28 protein-coding genes and 1 tRNA gene are annotated in these 23,856 nt (G+C 66.4%); 11 read left to right on the forward strand and 18 right to left on the reverse strand.

Annotated elements, in window-relative coordinates:
* Window positions 1–14: 14 nt before the first annotated feature.
* The 6 genes from PKA57_RS08610 to rpmI form a co-directional block, all read right to left on the reverse strand.
* Window positions 15–839 (reverse strand): enoyl-CoA hydratase-related protein, encoded by an 825-nt coding sequence (locus PKA57_RS08610; protein ID WP_324299552.1) that lies wholly within the window; start codon window positions 837–839, stop codon window positions 15–17.
* 60 nt (window positions 840–899) lie between these two features.
* Window positions 900–1,697: an alpha/beta fold hydrolase gene (locus PKA57_RS08615; RefSeq protein ID WP_324299554.1), complete on the reverse strand. Its 798-nt coding sequence runs from the start codon at window positions 1,695–1,697 to the stop codon at window positions 900–902.
* 41 nt (window positions 1,698–1,738) lie between these two features.
* Entirely contained in the window at window positions 1,739–4,177 is a 2,439-nt protein-coding gene (pheT, locus tag PKA57_RS08620; RefSeq protein WP_324299556.1) for a phenylalanine--tRNA ligase subunit beta, read from the reverse strand.
* Complete coding sequence (gene pheS / locus PKA57_RS08625; protein WP_324299558.1) at window positions 4,174–5,268, reverse strand: phenylalanine--tRNA ligase subunit alpha; 1,095 nt, start codon at window positions 5,266–5,268, stop codon at window positions 4,174–4,176. The genes pheT and pheS overlap by 4 nt, the downstream gene beginning before the upstream one ends.
* 164 nt (window positions 5,269–5,432) lie before the next feature.
* Window positions 5,433–5,789: a 50S ribosomal protein L20 gene (gene rplT / locus PKA57_RS08630; protein WP_324299560.1), complete on the reverse strand. Its 357-nt coding sequence runs from the start codon at window positions 5,787–5,789 to the stop codon at window positions 5,433–5,435.
* Window positions 5,790–5,821: 32 nt separating this feature from the next.
* Complete coding sequence (rpmI, locus tag PKA57_RS08635) at window positions 5,822–6,022, reverse strand: 50S ribosomal protein L35 (RefSeq protein ID WP_324299562.1); 201 nt, start codon at window positions 6,020–6,022, stop codon at window positions 5,822–5,824.
* 238 nt (window positions 6,023–6,260) lie between these two features.
* Here rpmI and PKA57_RS08640 point away from each other — a divergent pair, with 238 nt between their 5' ends.
* On the forward strand, window positions 6,261–7,733 hold the full coding sequence (locus PKA57_RS08640) for an AMP nucleosidase (RefSeq protein ID WP_324299564.1): 1,473 nt from the start codon (window positions 6,261–6,263) through the stop codon (window positions 7,731–7,733).
* A 12-nt stretch (window positions 7,734–7,745) separates the two neighbouring features.
* Here the strand turns inward: PKA57_RS08640 and PKA57_RS08645 are convergent, their stop codons facing one another.
* From PKA57_RS08645 to PKA57_RS08660, 4 genes are all read right to left on the reverse strand, one after another.
* Window positions 7,746–8,030 carry a hypothetical protein gene (locus PKA57_RS08645; RefSeq protein WP_324299566.1) on the reverse strand — a complete coding sequence of 95 codons (285 nt, stop codon included), beginning with the start codon at window positions 8,028–8,030 and terminating at the stop codon, window positions 7,746–7,748.
* A 17-nt stretch (window positions 8,031–8,047) separates the two neighbouring features.
* Window positions 8,048–8,215 carry a hypothetical protein gene (locus PKA57_RS08650; RefSeq protein ID WP_324299568.1) on the reverse strand — a complete coding sequence of 56 codons (168 nt, stop codon included), beginning with the start codon at window positions 8,213–8,215 and terminating at the stop codon, window positions 8,048–8,050.
* Window positions 8,216–8,453: 238 nt separating this feature from the next.
* Window positions 8,454–9,701, reverse strand: coding sequence for an LLM class flavin-dependent oxidoreductase (locus tag PKA57_RS08655; RefSeq protein WP_324299570.1), 1,248 nt, complete (start codon window positions 9,699–9,701; stop codon window positions 8,454–8,456).
* A gap of 141 nt (window positions 9,702–9,842) precedes the next feature.
* The gene (locus PKA57_RS08660) at window positions 9,843–10,070 is read right to left on the reverse strand and encodes a hypothetical protein (RefSeq protein ID WP_324299572.1); all 228 of its coding nucleotides are present in this window, start codon (window positions 10,068–10,070) and stop codon (window positions 9,843–9,845) included.
* 257 nt (window positions 10,071–10,327) lie between these two features.
* Here PKA57_RS08660 and PKA57_RS08665 point away from each other — a divergent pair, with 257 nt between their 5' ends.
* Window positions 10,328–11,284, forward strand: a complete 957-nt coding sequence (locus tag PKA57_RS08665) for a glycerophosphodiester phosphodiesterase family protein (RefSeq protein ID WP_324299574.1) — start codon at window positions 10,328–10,330, stop codon at window positions 11,282–11,284.
* A gap of 69 nt (window positions 11,285–11,353) precedes the next feature.
* Here PKA57_RS08665 and infC read toward each other — a convergent pair whose 3' ends face one another.
* From infC to PKA57_RS08680, 3 genes are all read right to left on the reverse strand, one after another.
* Window positions 11,354–11,875: a translation initiation factor IF-3 gene (gene infC, locus PKA57_RS08670; RefSeq protein WP_324299696.1), complete on the reverse strand. Its 522-nt coding sequence runs from the start codon at window positions 11,873–11,875 to the stop codon at window positions 11,354–11,356.
* 174 nt (window positions 11,876–12,049) lie between these two features.
* Window positions 12,050–12,403 (reverse strand): hypothetical protein, encoded by a 354-nt coding sequence (locus tag PKA57_RS08675; protein ID WP_324299576.1) that lies wholly within the window; start codon window positions 12,401–12,403, stop codon window positions 12,050–12,052.
* Window positions 12,396–13,610 (reverse strand): glycosyltransferase family 4 protein, encoded by a 1,215-nt coding sequence (locus tag PKA57_RS08680; RefSeq protein WP_324299578.1) that lies wholly within the window; start codon window positions 13,608–13,610, stop codon window positions 12,396–12,398. Before PKA57_RS08680 ends, PKA57_RS08675 begins: the two co-directional genes overlap by 8 nt.
* Before the next feature lie 62 nt (window positions 13,611–13,672).
* On the opposite strand from PKA57_RS08680, the gene PKA57_RS08685 reads away from it, so the two are divergent.
* Window positions 13,673–14,455 (forward strand): alpha/beta hydrolase, encoded by a 783-nt coding sequence (locus PKA57_RS08685; RefSeq protein ID WP_324299581.1) that lies wholly within the window; start codon window positions 13,673–13,675, stop codon window positions 14,453–14,455.
* Between the two features lie 37 nt (window positions 14,456–14,492).
* On the opposite strand, the gene PKA57_RS08690 is transcribed toward PKA57_RS08685, so the two are convergent.
* Window positions 14,493–15,401 carry an SDR family oxidoreductase gene (locus tag PKA57_RS08690; RefSeq protein ID WP_324299583.1) on the reverse strand — a complete coding sequence of 303 codons (909 nt, stop codon included), beginning with the start codon at window positions 15,399–15,401 and terminating at the stop codon, window positions 14,493–14,495.
* Between the two features lie 51 nt (window positions 15,402–15,452).
* On the opposite strand from PKA57_RS08690, the gene PKA57_RS08695 reads away from it, so the two are divergent.
* Complete coding sequence (locus PKA57_RS08695) at window positions 15,453–16,220, forward strand: hypothetical protein (protein WP_324299584.1); 768 nt, start codon at window positions 15,453–15,455, stop codon at window positions 16,218–16,220.
* Between the two features lie 47 nt (window positions 16,221–16,267).
* The gene (locus PKA57_RS08700) at window positions 16,268–17,044 is read left to right on the forward strand and encodes a hypothetical protein (protein ID WP_324299586.1); all 777 of its coding nucleotides are present in this window, start codon (window positions 16,268–16,270) and stop codon (window positions 17,042–17,044) included.
* Window positions 17,045–17,061: 17 nt separating this feature from the next.
* Here PKA57_RS08700 and queG read toward each other — a convergent pair whose 3' ends face one another.
* The 4 genes from queG to PKA57_RS08720 form a co-directional block, all read right to left on the reverse strand.
* On the reverse strand, window positions 17,062–18,207 hold the full coding sequence (gene queG, locus PKA57_RS08705; protein WP_324299588.1) for a tRNA epoxyqueuosine(34) reductase QueG: 1,146 nt from the start codon (window positions 18,205–18,207) through the stop codon (window positions 17,062–17,064).
* On the reverse strand, window positions 18,188–18,868 hold the full coding sequence (locus PKA57_RS08710; RefSeq protein WP_324299590.1) for a glutathione S-transferase family protein: 681 nt from the start codon (window positions 18,866–18,868) through the stop codon (window positions 18,188–18,190). The genes queG and PKA57_RS08710 overlap by 20 nt, the downstream gene beginning before the upstream one ends.
* Window positions 18,869–18,940: 72 nt before the next feature.
* Window positions 18,941–19,348, reverse strand: coding sequence for a Cu(I)-responsive transcriptional regulator (cueR, locus tag PKA57_RS08715; protein ID WP_324299592.1), 408 nt, complete (start codon window positions 19,346–19,348; stop codon window positions 18,941–18,943).
* 41 nt (window positions 19,349–19,389) lie between these two features.
* On the reverse strand, window positions 19,390–20,388 hold the full coding sequence (locus PKA57_RS08720; RefSeq protein WP_324299594.1) for a complex I NDUFA9 subunit family protein: 999 nt from the start codon (window positions 20,386–20,388) through the stop codon (window positions 19,390–19,392).
* A gap of 155 nt (window positions 20,389–20,543) precedes the next feature.
* Between PKA57_RS08720 and PKA57_RS08725 the strand changes: the two genes are divergently transcribed.
* From PKA57_RS08725 to PKA57_RS08750, 6 genes are all read left to right on the forward strand, one after another.
* A tRNA-Leu gene (locus tag PKA57_RS08725) sits at window positions 20,544–20,630 on the forward strand.
* An 84-nt stretch (window positions 20,631–20,714) separates the two neighbouring features.
* Complete coding sequence (locus tag PKA57_RS08730) at window positions 20,715–21,326, forward strand: ribonuclease D (RefSeq protein ID WP_324299596.1); 612 nt, start codon at window positions 20,715–20,717, stop codon at window positions 21,324–21,326.
* Between the two features lie 238 nt (window positions 21,327–21,564).
* A complete protein-coding gene (gene lptC, locus PKA57_RS08735) occupies window positions 21,565–22,242 on the forward strand; it encodes an LPS export ABC transporter periplasmic protein LptC (protein WP_324299598.1) in 678 nt (225 codons plus the stop codon).
* Window positions 22,242–22,868, forward strand: a complete 627-nt coding sequence (lptA, locus tag PKA57_RS08740; RefSeq protein WP_324299600.1) for a lipopolysaccharide transport periplasmic protein LptA — start codon at window positions 22,242–22,244, stop codon at window positions 22,866–22,868. The genes lptC and lptA overlap by 1 nt, the downstream gene beginning before the upstream one ends.
* A gap of 117 nt (window positions 22,869–22,985) precedes the next feature.
* Window positions 22,986–23,741, forward strand: a complete 756-nt coding sequence (lptB, locus tag PKA57_RS08745) for an LPS export ABC transporter ATP-binding protein (protein ID WP_324299698.1) — start codon at window positions 22,986–22,988, stop codon at window positions 23,739–23,741.
* 28 nt (window positions 23,742–23,769) lie between these two features.
* Window positions 23,770–23,856, forward strand: an 87-nt coding sequence (locus PKA57_RS08750) for a hypothetical protein (RefSeq protein WP_324299700.1), incomplete at its 3' end; no start/stop codon positions are given.

Genomic DNA, 23,856 nt, shown 5'->3' on the forward strand with positions numbered 1-23,856 from the left:
TCAGCCCTGCCGCTTCAGCCCTGCCATTGGGCCTTGCGCTTTTCCATCCAGGCCTTGACCCCCTCCTTGTAGTCGGGATGGGTCGCCATTTCGGACAGGAGCCGCTCGGCCTCGTTGACGGCGCTCGCCGCGTCCCGGTGGAGATCCCTGTAAATCTGGTTCTTGGTCACCCGGAGCGAGCCCGGCGAGACGCCCTCGGCCATGCGCCCGGCGTAATCGAGCACATGGGGCATCAGTTCGGCGGGCGGCAGGAGCCTGTTCAGGAAGCCCATGGCGAGCGCCTCCTCCGAGGTGAACACCCGGCTCGACAGCAGGATGTCGTTCGCATGGGTGAGGCCGACGATGCGCGGCAGCAGCCAGGAGAGCCCGTATTCCGCCGGAAAATTGAAGCGCCCATGGGCGGCGGTGAATTTCGCCCCCGGCACGGCGAAGCGCAGGTCGGCATAGGCCGCGAGCACGAGGCCGACGCCTGCCGCCGGGCCATTGATCGCCGCGATGACGGGCTTCGTCAGCCCGAAATGATAGGCGAAGGTCGCATCGAACTCCGGGGCCACGCCAAAGCCCGGCCGGGCGATGTCCTCGCTGATGCCAGGGTCGTAGCGCCCCTTCTCCGAATGGCCCTCCAGCGCGCCGAGATCGGCGCCGGCGCAGAAGGCCCCGCCCTCCGGGTCGCCCGTCACCACGATCACGCGCACGGCCGGGTCCTTGTCCGCCTGCTCGAGCACCCAGCGATATTCCGTGTGCATGCGCCCGGTCCAGGCGTTGCGGCGCTTCGGCCTCGAAAGCGTGATCGTCGCGATGAAATCGGCGACCTTGTAGATGATGGTCTTGAGTTCCATGGCCCTTCCTCCTGCCACCAATATAGGGCCGCCGGGCCCGACGATAATTGGGGATATTTTTTATTCGCAGCCGAGATAGGCCGTCATCGCCTCGATGATGCGGGCTGGCTGCTCGGGCAGCATGGCATGGCCCGCGTCGGGAAGCTCGACCAGCGTCACACGCTCGCCGAGCCGCGCCTTGAGATCGCGGGCGTTGGCGGCAAGGGCGATCGCGTCCTCCGTCGCCTGCACGACGAGAAGCGGCTGGCCGCCCGCCTCCCACCAATCCTCGACCGGCGTGCGGCGCACGGCCGAGGACTGCATCAGCATCACCGGCTTCGACCAGCCGTCGCGCCACACCGCGGGATCGTTGCCCTCGGCGAAGAAGCCCCGCCTGACACAGTCGAGATGGGCTTCGGGCGAGAGCGTTTCGTCGAAACAGCCGATGAGCGCCTGGCGCGCCTCCTCCGGCATTTCGATGAGGCCGCCACAGGCGAGCAGCACGAGCCGCGAGACGAGGGCGCGATGATCGGCGGCTGTCGTGCGGGCGAGGCGATTGCCGAAGGCATGGCCGACCAGCACCACGGGCGGTCGCGCCACGGCCTCGATCACGCAGGCGACATCGGCTGCGAGATCGTGGAGCGTGAGCCCCTCCATCGGCCCCGAACTGCCGGCGAGCCCGCGCGGCTCGGGCAGGATCACCCGGAAGCCCTTATCGGCGAGCGGCCGCGCGATGATGTCGAAATCGCCGCCCGGCCGCCCGAGCGAGGCGAGCATGACGAGGGCGGGACCGTTCTGCGGGCCTATGCTCCGCCCACGGAGCACGATCTCGCGCCCCTCGCCGTCCCGGCGCCGCGTCTCATAGACCTCGAAGTCCATTTCATCCCCTCCCCCGTCCTTCGAGGGACAGGTCCGATCGGTCATCCCCTCAGCACGCCGCCCGTCGCCTTCTCGACAGCGGCGATGATCCGCTTCGATACGGCCTCGATTTCCTCGTCGGTCAGTGTCTTTTCCACCGGCTGCAAGGTCACCTCGATCGCCAGCGACTTCCTGCCCTCGCCGAGCGAGCCGCCCTCGAAGACGTCGAAGAGCGAGACGTCCGTAACGAGCTTCTTGTCGGCATTGCGCGCGGCACGGATGAGATCGGCCGCGGCGACGCCTGCCTCGACGGTGAAGGCGAAATCGCGCCTCACCGGCTGGAAGGCCGAGAGATCGAGCGGCGGCTTCGCCCGGGTCGCCTTGCGCTTGGGTTCGGGGATCGCATCGGGGAAGACTTCAAACCCGACCAGCGGCCCGGCGACATCGAGCGCGGCGAGCACGCGCGGATGGATTTCGCCGAAATAGCCGATCACCGTTTTCGGCCCGAGCCGGATGACGCCGGAGCGTCCGGGGTGGTACCAGCCGGGCGCGTCCGTGTTCACCTGAAGGCTTGCGACCGGCGCGCCGAGAACGGCCGCGAGCGCCAGCGCATCGGCCTTCGCGTCCATCGCCTCGACCGGGCCTGCCTTGCCCTGCCAGTGCCGGCCCACGCCATGAGGCCGCGCCGTGCCGCGGCGGATGCCCGTCGCCGCCAGTGTCTGGCCTTCCGGCGTGTCGTCGGCGAATTGCTGGCCAACCTCGAAGAGCGCGAGATCGGCAAAGCCCCGGTCGGCATTGCGCCCGGCCGCCGCGATAAGTCCCGCAAGCAGGCTCGGCCGCATATGGCTCATATCGGAGGAAATGGGGTTTGCGAGTTTCAGCCCCGGCGTCGCATTGCCGCCGCCAAAGAGGGTCGCCTGCGCTTCCGAGATGAAGGACCAGTTGACCGTCTCGACGAGGCCGCGCGCAGCCAGCGCCCGGCGGGCGAGCCGCTCGCGGCGCTGCCGGGTGGAGATCACGGGCACCGCCACCGCATGGGCGCGCGGCAGCGCCACGGATTTCACCTCCGACAATCCGTGTACGCGCACAACCTCCTCGACGAGATCGGCCTGCCCGTCGACATCCGGCCGCCAGCTCGGCACTGTCACGTCGAGATGGCCGCCCGGCGCCTCCGAGACGCCGAAGCCGAGCTTCGTCAGTATCGACGCCGCTTCGGCCCGCGCGAGCGAAAGGCCGGTGAGCCTCTCGATGCGCGCCGGATCGAAGGCGATCGTCCTGTTCGTCACCGGCGGCCTGCCCGCGACGACGACGTTCGACGGCGTGCCGCCGCAAAGCTCCATGACCATGCGCGTCGCAAGCTCGAGCCCCGGCAGCACGAAGGCCGGATCGACGCCGCGCTCGAAGCGATAGCGCGCGTCCGAAACGATGCCGGTCGCGCGGCCGGTCTTGGCCGTGCGGTAGGGATCGAACCAGGCGCTTTCGATGAAGACGTCGGTCGTCGCCTCGGTCGAGCCCGATTCCTCGCCGCCCATCACGCCGCCAAGGCCGAGCACCCGCGCATCATCGGCGATGACGCAATAGTCCGGCGAGATGTCGTAGGTCTTGCCGTCGAGCGCCTTGAGCTTCTCGCCAGCGCGTCCGAGGCGCACATGAATGCCGCCCTGGAGCTTCGCCGCGTCATAGACATGCAGCGGACGCGCGCGGTCGAGCGACAGGAAATTGGTGATGTCGACAAGCGCGTTGATCGGGCGCAGGCCCACCGCCTTCAGATAATTCTGGAGCCATGCGGGGCTTGGTCCGTTCCGCACGCCGCGGACGAGCCGCCCGGCGAAGACGGGACACGCATTCTCCGTACCGGGAGCGAATTCGAGACGCACGCCGACCGGGCAATCGAAGGCGCCCGGCACCGGGTCGAGCGTGCCTTCGCGCAGTCGGCCGACGCCGGCGGCGGCGAGATCGCGCGCGACGCCATAGACGCCGAGGCAGTCCGGCCGGTTGGGCGTGATGGCGATCTCGATCACGGGATCGTTCTGGCCGAGCGCCTCGGCGGCGGGCGTTCCCACCTCCCAGCTATCGGCAAGCTCGATGATGCCTTCATGCTCGTTCGAGAGTTCAAGCTCGCGCTCCGAGCACATCATGCCGTTCGACTCGACGCCGCGAATCTTCGTCGGCTTCAGCACCATGCCGTTGACCGGAATGGTCGCGCCCGAAGGCGCGAAGATGCCGGTGAGACCCGCGCGTGCATTGGGCGCGCCGCAGACGACCTGGAGCACCTGCCGCTTGCCCTCGACCACGGCGTCAACCTTGCAGACCCTGAGCTTGTCGGCATCGGGGTGCTGCACGGCTTCGAGGATTTTCGCGACGGAGAAGTCGGCGAGCTTGCGCGCCGGATCGGCGATGCCCTCGACCTCGAGGCCGAGCATTGTCAGGCGATCCGCGATCGCGTCGAGCGTCGCTTGCGTTTCGAGCGGCTGCTTCAGCCAGGACAGTGTGAACTTCACGACGAGAGCCCTCCCGCGAGCGTCGGCACGTCGAGCGCCGAGAAACCGTAGTGACGCAGCCATCTGAGGTCGCTCTCGAAGAAGGCGCGCAGATCGGGAATCCCGTATTTCAGCATGGCGAGGCGATCGAGGCCCATGCCGAAGGCGAAGCCCTGATAGCGCTCGGGGTCGACGCCGGCGGCCTTCAGCACATTCGGATGCACCATGCCGCAGCCCAGAATCTCGAGCCAGTCATTGCCCTCGCCGATGCGGATCTCGTTGCCGAGGCGGGCGCAGCGCACATCGACTTCCATCGAAGGTTCCGTGAAGGGGAAGAAGGACGGGCGCATGCGAAGCTCGACACCCTCCACCTCGAAGAAGGTGCGCAGGAATTCTTCCAGCGTCCATTTCAGATGGCCGAGATGCGTCGTCTCGTCGACGACGACGCCCTCGATCTGGTGAAATTGCGGCGTATGCGTCTGGTCGCTGTCGCAGCGATAGGTGCGGCCCGGGCAGACGAAGCGGAAGGGCGGCTTGCCCCGCTCCATGGTGCGGACCTGCACGGGGCTCGTATGTGTACGGAGCAGGGGGCGCGAGCCGTCGGCCCGCGCCTCGAAATAGAAGGTGTCGTGCATCTCCCGCGCAGGATGACCTTCGGGGAAGTTCAGCGCGGTGAAGTTGTAGTGATCGCTCTCGATGTCGGGGCCCTGCTCGACGGCGAAACCCATGTCGGCGAAGATCGCAACGACCTCGTCCCAGACCTGCGTCAGCGGGTGGATGCGGCCGGCCTCTAGGGCGCTTTCGCGCAGGGGCAGCGTGACGTCGATCTTCTCCTCGGCGAGCCGCGCCTCGAGCTTCGCCTCGCCCAGCGCGGACTTTCGCGCCGAGATCGCATCGGTCAGCCGGTCCTTGAGGCCGTTGAGCAGCGGCCCCATCGTCTTGCGCTCCTCGGGGCTCATGCCGCCGAGGCTCTTCATGAGCTCTGAGACGCGGCCCTTCTTGCCGAGGGCGGCGACGCGCACATCCTCGAGCACGCGCTCCTCGATCGCATCCGCGATGGCGGCGAGGAAATCCGCCTCGAGCTTTTCGACTTCCGATTGAATGTCCGTCATGACCTTCTCAAGCCTCAATGTTCCGCCATGCGCCGGGCAAATCGGGGAGCGGGGGAACAGAAGTGAGTGATCGACGGTCCGCCCTCACCCCGGGAGGGCCCGCGCGGCGCGCGGGGTCCCGACGGGTGTACCGGCCCTGAACGGCCAGGTCAAAGCGGTTGCTGTTAAGCGAGCGCCGCCTTGGCCTTCTCAACCAGGGCCTTGAAGGCCTCGGGCTGATGGATGGCGAGGTCGGAGAGAACCTTGCGGTCGATCTCGACGCCAGCCTTGCCGAGGCCGTCGATAAATCGGCCATAGGTCAGGCCCAGCTCGCGGGCGCCGGCGTTGATGCGCTGGATCCAGAGCGCGCGGAAATTGCGCTTCTTGGTGCGCCGGTCGCGATAGGCGTATTGGGCGGCTTTCTCCACCGCCTGATTCGCCGTGCGGAAAGTATTCTTGCGACGGCCGTAATAGCCCTTCGCCTTCTTGATGATCTTGCGGTGGCGGGCGTGCGCTGCAACACCCCTTTTGACGCGCGACATGTGCTTAGCTCCTTGTCAGGTACGGTTCCGGTTCACGCGTAAGGCATGAAGTTTTTCAGCACGCGCGCCGCATCGACATCCGCCATGACGGTGGTGCCGCGCTTGTTCCGGATCTGCTTGTTGGTCCGCTTGATCATGCCGTGCCGCTTGGCGGTCTGGCCGCGCTTGATCTTGCCGGACGCGGTGAGCTTGAAGCGCTTCTTCGTCCCGCTCTTGGTCTTCAACTTGGGCATTTTGCACTCCTGCATTATGGGGCTCCGTTCGCTGAAGACCTTGAAATATCAAGGAAAACGGAGCCGACTTTGGCATTTCGGACGCGCCACGGCATGCCCTTCATGGCCGGGCCGTCCCGAAGGTGCGGACTTATAAGCCAAAAGGCAGGAAGGTCAAGGGTAGCCGCCCTCCGGAAGCGCGGCGGGCACGGCCGATTTCCTCGTGACCCGCACCGGCGCCTCGCCTAGCCTTGAGCCCATGAACGCGACACCTTTCCACCCCGCTTCGGACCTCACCTCGTTCAGCGATGCGGATGCGGCGCTCGCCCGCATCGGCGAGATTTACGCCCGCTCGGCGGGCGCGTTGCGGGAGCGCTTTGCCGCCTTCGCCGGTGGCGAGCGCTCGGGCCGCGCCGTCGCCCCCTGCTACCCCTATCTCGGCCTTACCGTCGGCCCCGAGCACCTCGTCTATGACAGCCGCCCCTCCTGGGGCACGCTTGCCTATTCCGGCACCTATGGCACGACGCTGACCCGGCCCGACCTCTTCGGCGAGTACTACCGGGCCCAGATCGCCCGGCTCGTGGCCTTTCACCGCGTGCCGGTCGAGGTCGGCGTGAGCCAGAGGCCCATTCCGCTCCCCTTCGTCGTCGAGGAGGCGACCACCGATATCGGCCCGGAAGACGTGCGCGCCCTAGGGGCCGTCTTCACGCTTCCCGACCTTTCGGCGATGGATGACGCCGTCGCCAACGGCACATGGCGGCCGGCGTCCGGCGCGGTGCAGCCGCTCGCGCTCTTTTCGGCCGAGCGGGTCGATCTCGCGCTTCAGAGGATCCACCACTATACCGGGACGAGGCCGGAGCATTTCCAGCGCTTCGTGCTCTTCACCAATTATCAGCGCTATGTCGACGAGTTCATCTCGCTCGGCCGCGGCCTCGTCGCGGAGGGCGGCGGGCCGGAGGGCTATCTGCGCTTCGTCGAGCCCGGCGATCTCGTGCAGGAACGCGGCGAGGCGCATGGCGGCGAGAACCTCTCCGAGCGCTCGCTGCCACAGATGCCGGCCTATCATCTCGTGCGCGGCGACCGGCTTGGCGTCACCCTCGTCAATATCGGCGTCGGCCCCTCGAACGCGAAGACGATCACGGATCATCTGGCCGTGCTCCGGCCGCATTGCTGGCTGATGATCGGCCATTGCGGCGGGCTGCGCCGCTCGCAGCAGCTCGGCGACTATGTGCTCGCGCATGCCTATGTGCGCGACGACAAGGTGCTCGATCAGGATCTCCCGCCCTTCGTGCCGGTGCCGCCCATCGCGGAGGTGCAGGTCGCGCTTCAGGAGGCGGTCGCCCGCATTACCGGCCTCACGCGCGGCGATCTCAAGACGCGGATGCGCACCGGCACCGTCGTCTCGACCGACGATCGAAACTGGGAGCTTCGCTACGACGATCTCTACACGCGCTTCAACCAGTCGCGCGCCATCGCCATCGACATGGAGAGCGCAACCATCGCCGCCAATGGTTTCCGCTTTCGTGTGCCCTACGGAACGCTGCTCTGCGTCTCCGACAAGCCGATGCATGGCGAGATCAAGCTCAGAGGCATGGCCAACGCCTTTTACCGCCAGCGCGTGAGCCAGCATCTCTCGATCGGGCTCGAGGCGCTGCGCCTCATCCGCGAACGCGGCGTCGAGGAGCTTCATTCGCGCAAGCTCAGAAGCTTCGACGAACCCGCCTTCAGATGACCTCGCCCAGCGCTAGCGGTGGCGCCCGCTCCAGTTTTTCCCGCTCCACTTATGGCCACGCCAGCGATCGCCATGCGGGCGGGCGTGATAGCGCGGCGAGCGATACCAGCGTGGCCCGTCATAATAGAAGAACGATCCGGTAACGTAGGCGGGCGGGCCGTAATAGTAATAGGGCCCGTCGTAATAGCCGTAGGTCGGTCCGTAGGCATAAGTATCGGGCCCGACCGGATAGGCGACGCAGCCGGCAAGGCCGGCGGCGATGACCGCAGCGCCTGCGAGCTTCACATATCCACGCATGATCCGAACCTCTCTCATCAACGCCAGTCGCCATAGTCGCGGCCACGGTCGCCGTCGCGATCCCGGTAGTGATGGTAGCGGCCGCCATAGTCGTCGTGGCGAGGCACTATGATACAGCCGCCAAGCACGGAGAGGCCGAAGATCGAGAGAAGTACCGCGGCAGCAATTTTTCGCTTGCGACGCATGGTCTGAACTCCGCTGTCGGCAGGCGGCCGGCTCAGGCCGGCACCTGCACAGATCGTTCATCCCGGATGCGCTTCGCCCGTACCCTTCATCGAGCGATGCCGGAATCCGCCGCGAATGCGGCGATGCTCAAGGATGAGCGCGCGTTATGGCGAAAACTTTGCAGCCCGATGGCGGAAACAAGGCGGGCGCAAGGAGAGCGGGCGGAGCGGCTCGCGGCCGGCTCCGCCCGCATCCGCATTAGTCGGCCGCGCTCGTCTGATTGACCTGGGCCCTTGCGACGGACGCCTTCACAACCGGAATTTCGTGGTCGGCGAGCGGCTTCATCCAGTTCTTGCGGGCGAGCGCCGCTTCGATGAAAGGCTGAAGCTCGCGCGCCTTCCTTTCTTCCCGCGCCGCAGCGTCGGCCTTGAATTCAGGCATCACCTCGGCGGCGAAGAGTTCGAGCGACTCGCAGATGTGATCATGCCTGTTGCGGCCCGCCTGCTGCATGAAGATCACCTGATCGACGCCCGCAGACTGGAAAGCCTTGAGATGAGCGCGCATGTCGTCCGGCGTGCCGATGCCGGTCGCGATCTGATCGGCGCGCGCAGCGGCCTCGATCACCTCTTCCGTGCGGTTGCCACGCGCCCTGATGTAGTCACCCCACATGTCGGTGCGGCCCGGCACCGTGTCGTGAGCCACCAGCGCGTTGAGCGCATAGCCGAAGAACTCGAAGCCCTCATGGCCGCGCCGAATCGCCTCGGCGCGATCCTTGTGCACGGAGAAGTTCGAAACCATCGCGATATTGGCGTTGACCGAGTGGCCGATAGGCACGCATTGCTCGGACTTGATGATGCCGTAATAGATGTCCGACCAGACCTGCGCCTCTTTCGGATCGACGAAGGAGAAGGCGAGCGCGCCGAGCCCGAGCGAGGCCGCAACCTTGATCGTGTCGCGATTGGTGCATGCCATCCACATGGGCGGGTGCGGCTCCTGCACCGGCTTCGGCAGCACGTTGCGGCAGGGCATGGAAAAATACTTGCCCTCGAAGCCTGGATAGGGATCGAGCACCATCATGTTGGCGATCTGCTCGGCCGCCTCCAGCGCCATGGCGCGCTTCTCGCGGGCGGGAATGTCGAAGCCGCCAAGCTCGAGCCGCGTCGCGCCTTCGCCGATGCCGAATTCGACGCGGCCGTTGGAGATGATGTCGAGCGTGGCGAGCCCTTCGGCGGTGCGGGCCGGATGATTGTAGTTCGGGATCACCTGACGGATGCCGTGGCCGATCCTGATGCGCGATGTGCGCGCGGCGGCGGCGGACAGAAATACTTCGGGTGCGGATGAATGGGAGTATTCATCGAGGAAGTGATGCTCGACCTCCCAGGCGTAGTCGTAGCCCAGCCGGTCGGCGAGCACCACCTGATCGAGCGCTTCATGGAAGAGCCGCGCCTCGTCGCCCTTCTTCCAGGGTTTCGGCAGTTGCAGCTCGTAGAACACTCCGAATTTCATCGAATCCTCCTACCATGCAAAATTGGTTTTGGAGGAGTATAGGCATTCGGCACGACGCTTCGAGCGCTTCATTACCCGCGAACAATCGGAATGCATCTCCGCGCGGAAGCAACTCCGTCAGAACACGGCCTGAGCGCCGACTTATCGCGCCAGTCCGGCGCTGTGACGCCACTCGAGCTGGTGGCGGGCGGCAAGGGCGCGGGCGGTGTTCGATTCCTCCATGACGAGGCGTCTCAGCTCGTCGTCGCTCAGGCTCGTCAGATCGATGGGGCCCTTCTCCTCGACAGCGCGGCGCATCACATGCTGGGAGTCGTAGAAGGAGACACGGCGGCGGCCCGTCCACGATCTCCACAAATCGGCAAGCGACATCTGTCCATACCCTCTTCCTGCCCGGCTGCGTTCCGCTCCTCACGCTGCCCAGGCCGCTCAAGGCTGAATCACACATAAAGTCCTAGTTCATAAGTTCTGTTATTTGCCGATAAAAGTAAATAGCGCGGCACCTCCATCGGGGGCGGACAGGCTCAGAAAGCCTCCATTCCGGCCATTTTTCGAGGGAAGCGGCGTGACCGCAGAGCGCGGGACGGGCTAGCTTGTCGATCGTCAGCGACAGGGGGAACCACCGGACAATGACCAAGACATGCGAGATCGCCCATCGCGGGGGCGCGGGGCTCTGGCCGGAAAACACGCTCGAGGCCTTCGAACGGGCCATCGAGGGGGGCGCGGACGGCATCGAACTCGACGTCCATCTGAGCCGGGACGGCGTTCTCGTCGTCCATCACGACGAGAGCCTGAAGCCCTCCATCGCGCGGGGGCCGGGCGGCAAATGGGTCGAGCGGCCGACGCCCCTCATCAAGGAACTAAGCTTCGCCGAACTTCAGACCTATGACATCGGAAGGCTGCGCCCGGGGTCCGGCTATGGGGCGCGCTATCCGGAACAGACCCCCATCGACGGCGCGCGCATCCCGCGGCTCGAAGATGTCTACGCGCTTGCGAAACGCAGCGCGAAGCCCGGCTTCATCCTCTATGTCGAACTCAAGACGGCGCTTCTCGACCTCTCCCGCTCGGCCGCGCCCGAGGCGCTCGCCGAGGCGGCAGTGGCGCTCGCAAGGCGCATGGGGATGACGGAGCAGACCGTCTTCGTCTCCTTCGACTGGCGGGCGCTTGCGCAGGCGAAGAAGATCGCGCCCGAGATCCGCAACGCTTTCACGACGCTCCCCTTCTTCCAGATCGACCCCGCCGACCCTTCCGCGACGCGCGACGCGCCGGGCTCGGAAGATTTCGAGCTGCGCGCGGCATCGGCGTCCGGCGCGCCATGGGCGGCGGGCTTCGACTGGCGCGATCAGGCGGGAACGGATTTCGCCGAACGCATGCTAAGGGCGATTGCCGCCGGCCCTGCCGATGGCTGGTTCTCCTGGTTCGGCGACGTGACCGCGAAGACCGCGCCGCTCGCCAGATCGCTCGGCCTCACGGTTTCCTGCTGGACGGTCGACGAGCCCACCGAGATGCGCCGCCTTGCCGCGCTCGGCGTCGATGCGATTCTGACCGACCGCCCGGACCGTCTCAGGGCCGTGCTCGCCGCATGAGCGCCCCGGAACGGCAAAAGGCCCGGCTCATCGCCGGGCCTTTTCCGTCTCGATCCTTGCGCGGCTGCCTTACCTCGGCGCCAGCACCATGACCATCTGCCGCCCTTCGAGGCGCGGATAGGATTCGACCTTGGCGACCGCGTCCACCTGATCCTTGACGCGGTTGAGAAGCTGCATCCCGAGTTCCTGATGCGCCATCTCGCGGCCGCGGAAGCGCAGGGTCACCTTCACCTTGTCGCCTTCCTCGAAGAAGCGAAGCATGCTCTTCATCTTCACGTCATAGTCATGCGTGTCGATGTTCGGGCGCATCTTGATTTCCTTGACCTCGACGGTCTTCTGCTTCTTGCGCGCCTCGTTGGCCTTTTTCTGGGCCTGATACTTGAATTTGCCGAAGTCCAGCAGCTTGCAGACAGGCGGCTTCGCGTTGGGCGAGACTTCGACGAGATCGAGCCCCGCTTCCTCGGCCATGCGCATCGCTTCTGCTGTGGGAATGACACCCCGCTTTTCGCCGTCGGCGTCGATGAACAGAACCGTCGGCTCATCGATCATTTCGTTGATGCGCGGGCCCTCGCGGGTGGGCGGCGCCTGAATCGGTCTGCGAGCTATGTAACCTTCTCCTTTAGCTGGTCCGCAGTCGCGCTCCGGCCTCACCGGGCCGACCCCGCGCCAGAAAGCGCGGACGAAAGAGCTGCACGGTCTCGATCAGACCCACCTGCGGACATTCGTTGGTGCAATGCTATAGATTTGAAGCGCGCGCCCCGCAAGTCAAGAAAGGCCTTTGCCAGGGCCCGCCCCCACTCCCAGAGCATCGCGATCGTGCCATTGTGGCTTCGGCCACACACAAAGGCGCATGAAGCGCGTCGGTGCGCGGCCGTCCAGGTCATAGATATGCACGATACGCGCCCATGCAATACGCCGCATGAGCGCAAGGAAGCGGGCGAGCCCTCGCGGCAGGCCTTCCGGCCAAACTTCATCGGCCAAAGGCGAGAGGCGCGGCGCGGCCTGTGCCGTCGTGAGCAGCACGAGATGCGCGCCCGGATGACGCGCCCGCAAGGCGCGAAGCGCCGTTTCACCATCGGCGGCATCGAAGAGAAGCGCGAGGACCGGCCCCTCAGCCACGCTTCTTCCTCGGGCGCCTTCCGGCGCGGGGATGGCTGCGCGCATCGGCGATGAGCTGGGCATAGACGGCAAGCGTCGCGCGGGACATCGTCTCGAGCGAATAATGCGCCCGCGCATGGGCACGGCCTCGCGCGCCCATGGCGCGGCGCCCCTCCGCGCCGAGATCGATCAGGCGGCGCATGGCGGCGGCAAGCGCATCCGCATCGCCCGGCGGCACGGCAAGGCCCGTTTCCGCGTTGACGGTTTCGCGCTGCCCGCCCGCGTCGGACACGATGACGGGGCGCCCCATGGCCTGCGCCTCGACGCTCGCGCGGCCAAAAGGCTCGGCCTCGATCGAAGGCGCGAGCACCACATCGCTCAGCGCATAGGCCGCCGGCATGTCCTCGCAATGACCGACGATGCGGACGATCTCTTCGAGCCCTTCGGCCGCGATCTTCGCCTCAAGTTCGCTCACATAGGCATCGCGCCCTTGCGCGTCGCCCGCCAGCAGCAATTCGAAATTCTCGACGCCCGCAGCCTTGAGCTTCGCCGCCGCCTCGACTGCGACCGCTTGCCCCTTCCAGCGGGTAAGGCGCGCAGCCAGCAGAAAGACGGTGCGCCCGCTCCCGCCCGCTTTCCAGCGCCGGTGCAGCCCCGCGATGCGCTCGGGCGGAACGGCGGCCTCGTCGAAGGTGGCGGTGTCGATGCCGCGCGGCACGGTGAAGATGCGGGCGGGGTCCGGCGCGTGAATGCGCGCGATGCGCGCCGCCGTGTAGGCGGAGTTCGCGATCACCGCGTCGCCGCGCGCCATGACCGAATTGTAGAAGACCTTGATGCGCGGCGCCTCATGTACCTTGGAGTGATAGGTGGTGACGAAGGGAACATGGAGCCTGCGCGCGGCGGCCAGCGCGCTCCAGCCGGGGGCGCGGCTTCGCGCGTGAATGAGATCGACCTTTTCGCGTTCGGCGAGCCGGGTCAGCCGCTCCACGTTGAGCGCCATGATGATCGGGTTCTTGGAGTGAACGTCCATCTCGAAATGCGTGGCGCCCGCAGCCTCGAGTTCCTTCAGCATGCGCCCTCCGGAACTGGCGACGAGGGCGCGGCCGCCCGCCGCGACAATGGCATGCGCCATGTCGATCGTGGTGCGCTCGGCGCCGCCCGTATCGAGCGCGGGGATGACCTGAAGGATTGTCGGGCGGGGCGAAAGATCTCTGAAAGCAATGGACACGCGGAGTTCCTTGGCCGATCTATGCCGCATGGTCGAATGTGGAACGGCAGACGGACAACACCATGACGGACGGACAGGAACCCCGCAAGCTCGCCCGCCCCGATGGCGAAAGCATCGCCTATCTCACCGAGCGCCCCGATAGCCCGGCAGGCCCGACGGGGCTCACCTGGCTCGGCGGCTTCAAATCGGACATGACGGGCACCAAGGCCGAAGCGCTCGCAGCCTGGGCGCGGAAGGCGAAGAGGCATTTCCTGCGCTTCGACTATTTCGCGCATGGCGCCTCGTCGGGCGATTTCCGCGAGGGGACGATCGGGCGCTGGCGCGACGACGCGCTCGCCGCCATCGACACGCTGGCTGAAGGCCCGCAAATTCTCGTCGGCTCGAGCATGGGCGGCTGGATCGCGCTTCTCGCCGCGCTGGCAAGGCCCGAGCGCGTGAAGGCGCTTATCCTCATCGCGCCCGCGCCCGACTTCACCGAGGAACTGATGTGGAAGGGCTTTGCGCCCGAAATCCGCCGGACACTCGAACGCGACGGCATCTATCGCCAGCCCTCGGCCTATGACGAGGCGCCCTATGAGATCACGATGAAGCTCATCGAGGAGGGGCGGCGGCACCTCCTCCTCGACAAGCCGATCCCGCTCGACCTGCCTGTGCGCATCCTGCAAGGCATGGAAGACCCGGACGTGCCCTGGACGCACGCCATGCGCCTCGTCGACGCGCTCACCTCGCGCGAGGTCGCGATCACGCTCACCAAATCGGGAGATCACAGGCTCTCGACACCAGCCGACATCGCCCGGCTCGTCCAGACGGCCGAAACGCTGATCGCCGAAATCGAAACGCGCTGACATGGCCGGGCATGCGTGCCCGCGCCGTCAGCCCGTCTCATCGCCCTTCTTCATCGGCCATGAGCGCCGCCAGCCCCTCGCGATAGGTCGGATAGCGGAGTTCGACGCCCAGCTCCTCGCGGATGCGGCGATTGGAGACGCGCTTCGATTCCGCATAGAAGCTCCGCGCCATGGGCGAAAGCTCCGCCCTGGCGAATTCGATTTCGGGCGGCGCCTCGCGGCCGAGCAGATGCGCGGCATGGGCGACCACATCCTGCGGCGGCGCGGGCTCGTCGTCGCAGACATTGTAAGCCGCGCCCGGATGCGGATGCGCGATCGAGGCTTCGAGCACGGCGGCGATGTCCTCGACATGGATGCGCGAGAAGACCTGCCCCGGCTTCACGATGCGCCTCGCCGTGCCGTCGATCACGCCCCGCAGCTGGTTGCGCCCGGGCCCGTAAATGCCCGCGAGGCGGAAGATGTGGAGCGGCAGACGCGCGCGGGCGGCAAGCGCGCGCCATGCTTCCTCTGCTTCGAGGCGGCGATGCCCGCGCTCCGTCGTCGGCGCGAGCGGCGTTTCCTCCGTCACCCAGTCGCCGCCGCGATCGCCATAGACGCCCGTGGTCGAAAGATAGGCCATCCATTCGAGCCGGGGCGCGAGGCGCGCAATGTCCCCGGCATGGGCGGCGAAGACCGGATCGCCCGCCTCCCCCGGCGGCACGGAGAGCAGGAGATGCGTCGTGCCGGCAAGCGCCGCCGCCGGATCGTCAAGCGGACGGCCTTCGCCGAAAAGGTATGCCTCCACGCCTCCGGCGCGGAGCCGCGCGGCCTTCTCCTCGCCGCGGCAGGTGCCCGCGATGGCGTAGCCGCGCGCGCGGAGCCGATGCGCAAGGCTCGCGGCGCTATAGCCGAGGCCGAAGCAGAAGAGCCTCTTTCCGTCGCCGTTCACGCCGCTTCCCTTCACCATTCCACTCCGTTTCGCTTGCAAACTCGCCAAGGCTCGACGACCTTAAGCCGCATGTCGAGCCTCCGCCAAATCCTCGCCCTCGCCGCAATCCTCATGAGCCTCCTTCTCGCGCAGGCAGCAGAGGCGGCCGAGCCGAGCTACGAGGACTGCACGGCATTGCTCGAAACCAATGCCCCCAAGGCGCTCGCCTATGCGCGCGACTGGAAGGCGCATGAGGGCGGCGCGGCGGCGCTTCATTGCGAGGCGCTGGCTCTTTCGGCGCTCGGTGAGGCGGATGAGGCGGCGGCCGCCTTCAGCCATCTTGCGGAAGGCATGACGGGCGCTCCCGCCGCGGCGCGGGCCGAGGTCTATGCGCAGGCCGGCAATGCCTGGGCGCTGGCGGCGAACCTCGCCAAGGCCGAGGAAGCGCTGGGCGAGGCGATCGCGCTGGCGCCCTCCGAACCTCTCTACCGCATCGGGCGGGCGCGTGTCCGCGCCCTCGCAGGCCAATGGGAGGGCGTGCGCGCCGATGCGAGCGAGGCGCTGGCCGAAAGCCCGAGTTCCGTCGAGGCGCTGACGCTGCGCGCGCTGGCGCTCCGCAATCTCGGCTATCCGAAGGCGGCGGTGGCGGATGCCGAGCGCGCCGTTTCGATCGCGCCGCATAATCTCGAAGCCCTGCTCGAGCGGGGACGGGTACGCGCGGAAACCGGCAATGTCGCGGGCGCGCGCGCCGACTGGCAGGACGTCATCCGCTTCGCGCGGGAGACGGGACGGAGTTCCGATCCTTCGGCGCAGGCCGCTGCCGCCTATCTCGCAAAGCCGGGCAAGGCGGGGAAATAGCCCGACTTTTTCGGAACATGCGCACAATGCATGGGAAGGAAGAGAGCATGCACAGAGCTGCTGACATCGGTGCGAGCAAGGTGCCGGAAGTCACTCTCACTTTCTGGGTCATCAAGGTCGCAGCGACCACGCTCGGCGAAACGGGTGGCGACGCCGTGTCGATGTCACTCGATCTCGGCTATGCGGTCGGCAGCCTCATCTTCATCGGCCTTCTTCTCGTCACTGTGCTCACCCAGATCAGGGCGAAGACTTTCCACCCGTTCCTTTATTGGATGGTTATCATCGCGACCACCATGGCGGGCACGACCATGGCGGATTTCGCCGATCGCTCGCTCGGCATTGGTTATGCGGGTGGCTCTTCCATCCTCTTCGCGTTGCTCGCGGCATCGCTCGGCGTATGGCACTGGTCGGAAGGATCCGTTTCCGTCGCCTCCGTCGTATCCCCCCGCGTCGAGGCGTTCTATTGGATAACCATTCTCTTCTCGCAGACCCTCGGCACGGCGCTCGGGGACTGGATGGCCGACACCAACGGTCTTGGTTACGAAGGTGGAGCGATCGTTTTCGGCGTCGCGCTGGCGCTGGTCGCGGCGGCCTATTACTTCACGGACGTTTCACGAACACTGCTTTTCTGGAGCGCCTTCATTCTGACGCGGCCGCTTGGCGCCACCGTGGGCGATCTTCTCGACAAGCCGATCGAACATGGTGGGCTCGCCTTCAACCGCTTCACGGCTTCGGCGGTGCTTGCGGCCTTCATCGTCATCTGCCTACTGCTCCTGCCGCAAAAAGCCGGCAAGCATCCGGGTGAAAGCGCTGAAACAAGCTGAGGCTCGACGGCGCTCTACTAGGACAGCCGCTGCCATTCTTCCCGCACGCCCTCGTCGTCTTCATGCGCGAGGGCATCCGTGGCGCGGTTGCGCGCCTCGCCGGGCGCCAGCTCGCCCAGCGCCCAGACCGCCATGGCGCGCACCAGCGGCGATCCATCCCCGAGCCGTGCAAGAACGAGCGGCACCAGCGCCACCTCGCCCGAATTGCCGATGGCGATCAGCACATTGCGGATGAAGCGGTCGCGTCCGACGCGCTTGACGGGCGAACCGGAAAAGAAGGCGCGGAAGGCGGCGTCATCGAATGCGACGAGTTCGGCGAGCAGCGGCGCGCGCAATTCCTCGCGCGCGTGAAATGCGCTCTCGCGCGCCTGCTGCGCGAATTTGTTCCATGGGCAGACGGCGAGGCAGTCGTCGCAGCCATAGATGCGGTTCCCCATCGGCTTGCGGAACTCGAGCGCGATGTGGCCCTTGTGCTCGATGGTCAGATAGGAGATGCAGCGGCGCGCATCGAGCTGATAGGGCTGCGGGAAGGCCTGCGTCGGACAGGCATCGAGGCAGCGGCGGCAGGCGCCGCAATGATCCTCATGGGCCTCGTCGGGCTCGATCTCGAGCGTCGTGAAGATCGAGCCGAGAAAGAGCCAGGAGCCGAATTCGCGCGAGACGAGATTGGTGTGCTTGCCCTGCCAGCCGAGACCTGCGGCGGCGGCGATCGGCTTTTCCATGACGGGCGCGGTATCGACGAAGACCTTGACGTCCGCCCCCGTCGCGCCGACGAGCCAGCGCGCCACGCGCTTCAGCCGCGATTTGACGAGGTCGTGATAGTCGCGGTTCCGCGCATAGACGGAGATGGCGGCGCGGTCGCGGCGCTCGAGGAGATCGAGCGGGTTCTCGTCCGGCCCGTAATTCATGCCGAGCACGACGATGCTGCGCGTGTCCGGCCAGAGCGTCGTCGGACGCGCCCGGCGTTCCTCCGTCTCCGCCATCCAGCCCATCGAGCCATGGCGGCCCTCGGCCAGCCACTCGCGAAGGCGGCCCGGCGCTTCCGGCACCGCATCGGCACGCACCACACGGATGATGTCGAAGCCGGCCTCGCGGGCCTCCGCGACGAGCGCGGCCTTCAGATCCCGGCCGCCTGCCTTGCTGTCAGAAGTCGAGGTTCGCATAGAGTTTGGGCGGCGGCATGCCGGGCACATGGTCGGCGAGAAGCTGCCTGAAGCCGGGCCGCGACTTGATGCGGACATACCAGTCCTTGGCGCCCTGGAACTGCGACCAGGGGACGTCGCCCACATAGTCGAGGCAGGACAGATGCGCCGCCGCCGTGAGGTCCGCAAGCGTCATTTCCTCGCCGGCGAGCCAGCGCCGCTCCTCCATGAGGTAGGAAATGTAGTCGAGATGATAGCGCAGATTGTGGAGCGCCGCGCGGACCACCGCCATGTCCGGCGCGCCGCCGCCTTCCGACGCGCTCAGAAACCGCCGCGTCACCTTCTCGAAGATGAGCCCGTCGGAAACCTCGGCGGCAAATTTGCGGTCGAACCAGTCGACAAGGCGGCGCGCTTCGGCGCGCGCCTGTGCATCGCCCGGCAGCAGCTTCACCTCGGGCACCGTCTCCTCGAGATATTCGACGATCGGCATGCCGCCCGAGACGACCGTGCCGTCTTCCTCGACGAGCACCGGAACCTCGCCGGCCGGATTGAGGGCCAGAAATTCGAGCCGCCTTTCCCAGTCGCGCTCCTCGACCATTTCAAAAGGAAGGTTCTTCTCTGCAAGGACGAGACGGACCTTGCGGGAGGCTGGCGAAATCAGGAGGTGGTAGAGCTGGCGCATGGGCGGGGAGTGTAACCGAAGGGGCAAACGATCCGAAGGAAAAGAGCGAGGGGAAGGCGGGAGGGCGGCACCTCAGCAGCGCTTGTGCGGCCCGTCATCGGCGAGCCCGTCTATGATGGGGCAGTCGGGGCGGTCGTCGCCATGGCAGCGCCTGACGAGATCCATGAGGGTCGCCTGCATGGAACGAAGCTCCTCGATCCGGCCTTCGATCTCGGCGATGTGGCCCTCGGCGATCCGCTTGACGTCAGCGCTCGCCCGGCTCTTGTCGCGGTAGAGCGCGAGCAGGCTGCGGCACTCCTCGACCGTGAAACCGAGATTGCGCGCGCGGGCCACGAAACGCAGCGTGTGAACATCGTCATCCGTATACGAACGATAGCCGTTCGCCGCCCGATGGGCGCTCCGGATCAGCTCGATTTCCTCGTAATATCGGATGGTCTTGGCCGGAACGCCCGACCGCGACGCGGCTTCGCCGATGTTCATGGTCTGATATTCCCGATCGGGCCTCCCGGGCGACACGGCCCTCACTGGGTCGCGGGGCGCAACTGGTCGAACTGACCGCGACGGCGGAAGCGCACGAGATAGGCGGGCAGGATCGCTTCCGGCGCCGTCGGCTGAATGCCGAAGAGCGCGAGGGTGCGGCCTTCCTTCTGCGCCTCGGCGCTCACCACATTGTCGATGCCGAGAAGCTTCACCTGATCGGTGGTGAGGGGCGCGCCGGGCAGGAACTGCGTGACGGACGCCATGATCCTCGCAAGCGCCACAGGGAGCGGCAGCAGCAGACGGCGACGGCCGGTTTCGCGCAGCACAAGCTCCATCAACTGGCGGAAGCTATAGATTTCAGGCCCGCCAAGCTCGCAGACGAGGCCGTCGGCCACCCCGCTCTCGACCGCCCGGGCGACCGCCTCGGCCACGTCCTTCACGTAAACGGGCTGGAAGCGCGTCGCGCCGCCGCCGATGAGCGGCAGGGCGGGCGCGAGGCGCGCCATGGCCGCGAAGCGGTTGAAGAAATCGTCCTCAGGCCCGAAGACGACCGAGGGGCGGAGGATCGCCGCACCGGGCACGTGGCGGCGGATGGCCGCCTCCCCCAGCGCCTTGGACCGGCCATAGGCGGACGGGCTCTCCGCATCGGCGCCGATCGCCGAGACATGAACGAAAATATCGATGCCCGCGGCCTTGGCTTCCCGCGCGATGCGCTCGGCCCCCGAGGTGTGAATGGCCTCGAAACCCTGCCGTCCGGCCTCGCTGAGGATGCCGACGAGGTTCACTACCGCATGCGCCCCCTCAAGGGCGGCGCGGACGGAGCCCGTATCGCGGATATTGGCCTGAACGGGCTCCACCTGGCCGACATCGCCGGCCGTTTTCAGGAAAAGGGCCTCGTTCGGACGGCGGACGGCGACCCGGATGCGATAGCCCCTGCGGGCCAGCGCCTCGACGACATGGCGGCCGATGAAGCCCGACCCGCCAAACACCGTGATCACGCTGCCCGGCCCAAGTTCCGACGTCAAACGCCTAACACTCATATCGCCTCCAAAATCCCGTCTCTTGCGGATGCCCTCAGGGGCATTCCGGGGCCCGCCCATGCTCTAGATAGCCCATGGGCAGGCCGGCGGCAAAGGCTTCGGAACGCCACATCCATTGACAAGCCGAACACCCCAATTTAAGTGTGCGCGCATCGGCCCAGGTGGCGGAATTGGTAGACGCACTAGCTTCAGGTGCTAGCGCCTTCACGGGCGTGGAAGTTCGAGTCTTCTCCTGGGCACCATCTCCTCCCCCGCCGCATCCCCGGATGCGGCGGGGAGTGAGGCGGGCAAGGGCCCCCGGAACGCCGATCGGAGCATTTCTCGACATGGCCATCACGCTGCACAAGGGCGACCTGCCCAACGGGCTCTCCTTCGGCGCAAGCGTTGCTGTGGACAGCGAGACGCTGGGCCTCAATCCCCATCGCGACCCTCTTTGCGTGGTGCAGCTTTCGGCCGGGGATGGCAATGCCCATCTCGTGCAGCTCGACCGGACGAGCTACGACGCGCCCAATCTGCGCGCGCTGATGACCGACCCCAAGGTTCTCAAGATCTTTCATTTCGCGCGGTTCGACGTGGCCGTGATCGAGCGCTATCTCGGCGTCGTCACCTCGCCCGTCTATTGCACGAAGATCGCCTCGAAGCTCGTGCGCACCTATACCGACCGGCACGGACTCAAGGATCTCTGCAAGGAACTCCTCAATATCGACCTCTCCAAGCAGCAGCAGAGCTCGGACTGGGGCGCCGACCAGCTTTCGGACGCGCAGCTCGCCTATGCGGCGTCGGACGTGCTTCACCTCCACGAGATCAAGGCGATCCTCGACCGCATGCTCGCGCGCGAAGGGCGCACCGAGCTTGCCAATGCCTGCTTCGGCTTTCTGCCGGTGCGCGCCGCGCTCGATCTCGCAGGCTGGCCGGAAGAAGATATTTTCGCGCACTGACGGGCGGCCCCGGCCCTTCGCGCTCGCCTCGCCCTGCCCGTTCCGTTGACGCTCCCGCGCCTTCACGCGCATACTGCATCCATGCGTCGCAGTCTTGCGGCCCAACTGGACCCGAACTGAATTTGAGCGCGCCCCGCCACGGAAACCGCGAAGATCACCGCTATATGCCGGCAGGCGCGGACCCTGCCGGATCGCGATCCGACGGCCGGAAAACATCTGCATACGGAACGAGTGAGGCATGAGCGAGCCGCGCGGCGACGAAACGGCGGATCAGGAGGCGCAATTTCCGCCAAGAGGGCGCTCGTCCGCGCAGATGGAGGCGCGCTACAGCCGCTTCGTCTCGACGATGAAGATCGCGCTGCCGCTCGGCGCGCTCGCTCTCCTGGCGACGGTCCTCATCTATTCGGGCGTCTTCGAGACGCATGACAAGCTCGACATTACCTTCCGCGAGATTTCGACGCTCCACAACGACCTAAGGATGGTGAGCCCGCGCGTGACCGGCCTCGACAAGTCCGGGCGGCCCTATGTGCTGACCGCCGACACGGCGACGCAGATAGCGGGCGAGCCCAACCATGTCGCGCTCGACAATCTTCAGGCCGACCTCAAACTTGCCGACGACAGCGACTGGGTGACGCTCTCGGCAAGCGGAGGGCGCCTCGACACGGTGACGCAGACGCTCGATCTGGAGCGGAAGATCGACATCTATGCGGCCTCCGGCTACGAGCTTCACGCCACATCCGCCACGATCGACTTCCGGAAGGGCACAGTCGCGAGCACCGCGCCGGTCGAGGGGCAAGGGCCGCTTGGAACATTGCGCGCGGACAGCATGACGGCCGACAATCAGTCGCGTACCCTGCATTTCCAGGGACGGGTGAAAGTGCGGATCTACGCCGAGCAGGGGAAGGGGAACAAGTGATGGACGCAAGGTCGCGGAGCGGAAAAGGCCGGGCAACGGCCGGCACATGGCTTCAGGGCGCCCTTCTCGGCGCGGCGCTCGTCCTTGCCATGCCGGGTGGTGCGACGAGGGCCGAGGCGCAGGATCAGACCCCGCGCGACCCGCTGAGCGGCTTCGCCACCAATCCCGACGCGCCGATCGAAATCGAATCCGATACGCTCGAGGTCGAGGACCAGAAGCATGTCGCCACCTTCATCGGCAATGTGGTGGCCACACAAGGCTCGATGAAGCTGCGCGCTGACCGGCTCAAGGCCGACTACACGCAGACGGGCGGCGCAGACGCGACGACGGGAAAGACCCAGATCCGCGACATTCTCGCTACCGGCGCCGTCCACATCACCTCCAAGGACGACCAGTCAGCCGATGGAGACTGGGCGCGCTATACCGTCGCCGACCGGAAGATCGTCATGGGGGACAAGGTCGTGCTGCGCCAGGGCAAGAACGTCATCCGGGGCACGAAACTCTTCATTGACCTTAACAGCGGCAAGAGCCGGATTGTCGGCGGCGCTGAAGCCGGATCGGCGAAAGAAGGCGCAAGCGGCCGTGTTAAGGCGCTTTTTCAGCCCCCCGCCAAAGAGAAAAAGTGAAAGAAGGCTTGGTTAACGGCTCCACTTCATACAATTTTAATGCCAAGTGCCGTCTGATGATGGCGAATGAAAGAGGGCCGCTCCATGTCCATCCGCGCCAGCGCGCATTCCGAGGCCATGTCCCATGAGGGACCGCGCCTCGTCGCCAGCAATCCGGGCCTAGCCGTCGACCGCGTCGGCAAGAGCTTCCGGCGCAGGCCGGTGGTGCGCGGCGTGAGCTTCGATGTGCGGCGCGGCGAGGCGGTCGGGCTGCTCGGCCCGAACGGCGCGGGCAAAACCACCGTTTTCTACATGATCACCGGGCTCGTGACGCCGGATTACGGCTCCATCGCGCTCGACGGCCACGACATCACGGCGCTGCCCATGTACCGCCGGGCGCGGCTCGGCATCGGCTATCTGCCGCAGGAAGCCTCGATCTTCCGCGGCCTCACCGTCGAGCAGAACATCCGCGCGGTGCTCGAAGTCGTGGAAAGCGACCGCGACAGGCGGGAAGCGGCGCTTGACGACCTGCTTGCCGAATTTTCGATCACGCATCTCCGGCGCACGCCTTCGGTGGCGCTGTCGGGCGGCGAACGGCGGCGCGTCGAGATCGCGCGTGCGCTGGCGACCCAGCCTTCCTTCATGCTGCTCGACGAGCCTTTCGCGGGCATCGATCCGATCGCCATCGGCGATATTCGCGACCTCGTCTCGCATCTGAAGGATCGCGGCATCGGCGTGCTCATCACCGATCACAATGTCCGCGAGACGCTGGAGCTGATCGACCGGGCCGTCATCATTCATGACGGCCATGTGCTCATGGAGGGCGATCCCTCCGAAATCGTGGGTAACGAGGACGTGCGCCGGCTCTATCTCGGCGAGCGTTTCTCGCTCTGATGGCGCCCGGGATGAGGCCGCAGCAGACATGGCGCTAGCACCGCGGCTCGAACTCCGCCAGGGGCAAGCCCTGGTCATGACGCCACAATTGCAGCAGGCGATCAAACTGCTGCAA

Source organism: Parvibaculum sp., assembly GCF_035325945.1.
GTDB lineage: Bacteria > Pseudomonadota > Alphaproteobacteria > Parvibaculales > Parvibaculaceae > Parvibaculum.

Excerpts from the sequence above, each read along its gene's own strand:
- lptC (WP_324299598.1), top strand. The coding sequence starts at position 21,565 with ATGAGCGAGCCGCGCGGCGACGAAACGGCGGATCAGGAGGCGCAATTT.
- lptB (WP_324299698.1), top strand. The coding sequence starts at position 22,986 with ATGTCCCATGAGGGACCGCGCCTCGTCGCCAGCAATCCGGGCCTAGCC.
- PKA57_RS08655 (WP_324299570.1), bottom strand. The coding sequence starts at position 9,701 with ATGAAATTCGGAGTGTTCTACGAGCTGCAACTGCCGAAACCCTGGAAG.
- PKA57_RS08700 (WP_324299586.1), top strand. The coding sequence starts at position 16,268 with ATGCACAGAGCTGCTGACATCGGTGCGAGCAAGGTGCCGGAAGTCACT.
- PKA57_RS08610 (WP_324299552.1), bottom strand. The coding sequence starts at position 839 with ATGGAACTCAAGACCATCATCTACAAGGTCGCCGATTTCATCGCGACG.
- PKA57_RS08665 (WP_324299574.1), top strand. The coding sequence starts at position 10,328 with ATGACCAAGACATGCGAGATCGCCCATCGCGGGGGCGCGGGGCTCTGG.
- cueR (WP_324299592.1), bottom strand. The coding sequence starts at position 19,348 with ATGAACATCGGCGAAGCCGCGTCGCGGTCGGGCGTTCCGGCCAAGACC.
- PKA57_RS08640 (WP_324299564.1), top strand. The coding sequence starts at position 6,261 with ATGAACGCGACACCTTTCCACCCCGCTTCGGACCTCACCTCGTTCAGC.
- PKA57_RS08720 (WP_324299594.1), bottom strand. The coding sequence starts at position 20,388 with ATGAGTGTTAGGCGTTTGACGTCGGAACTTGGGCCGGGCAGCGTGATC.
- PKA57_RS08615 (WP_324299554.1), bottom strand. The coding sequence starts at position 1,697 with ATGGACTTCGAGGTCTATGAGACGCGGCGCCGGGACGGCGAGGGGCGC.
- PKA57_RS08660 (WP_324299572.1), bottom strand. The coding sequence starts at position 10,070 with ATGTCGCTTGCCGATTTGTGGAGATCGTGGACGGGCCGCCGCCGTGTC.
- PKA57_RS08650 (WP_324299568.1), bottom strand. The coding sequence starts at position 8,215 with ATGCGTCGCAAGCGAAAAATTGCTGCCGCGGTACTTCTCTCGATCTTC.
- pheS (WP_324299558.1), bottom strand. The coding sequence starts at position 5,268 with ATGACGGACATTCAATCGGAAGTCGAAAAGCTCGAGGCGGATTTCCTC.
- PKA57_RS08690 (WP_324299583.1), bottom strand. The coding sequence starts at position 15,401 with ATGGTGAAGGGAAGCGGCGTGAACGGCGACGGAAAGAGGCTCTTCTGC.
- PKA57_RS08710 (WP_324299590.1), bottom strand. The coding sequence starts at position 18,868 with ATGCGCCAGCTCTACCACCTCCTGATTTCGCCAGCCTCCCGCAAGGTC.
- PKA57_RS08685 (WP_324299581.1), top strand. The coding sequence starts at position 13,673 with ATGACGGACGGACAGGAACCCCGCAAGCTCGCCCGCCCCGATGGCGAA.
- PKA57_RS08730 (WP_324299596.1), top strand. The coding sequence starts at position 20,715 with ATGGCCATCACGCTGCACAAGGGCGACCTGCCCAACGGGCTCTCCTTC.
- lptA (WP_324299600.1), top strand. The coding sequence starts at position 22,242 with ATGGACGCAAGGTCGCGGAGCGGAAAAGGCCGGGCAACGGCCGGCACA.
- PKA57_RS08695 (WP_324299584.1), top strand. The coding sequence starts at position 15,453 with ATGTCGAGCCTCCGCCAAATCCTCGCCCTCGCCGCAATCCTCATGAGC.
- rpmI (WP_324299562.1), bottom strand. The coding sequence starts at position 6,022 with ATGCCCAAGTTGAAGACCAAGAGCGGGACGAAGAAGCGCTTCAAGCTC.
- PKA57_RS08645 (WP_324299566.1), bottom strand. The coding sequence starts at position 8,030 with ATGCGTGGATATGTGAAGCTCGCAGGCGCTGCGGTCATCGCCGCCGGC.
- rplT (WP_324299560.1), bottom strand. The coding sequence starts at position 5,789 with ATGTCGCGCGTCAAAAGGGGTGTTGCAGCGCACGCCCGCCACCGCAAG.
- queG (WP_324299588.1), bottom strand. The coding sequence starts at position 18,207 with ATGCGAACCTCGACTTCTGACAGCAAGGCAGGCGGCCGGGATCTGAAG.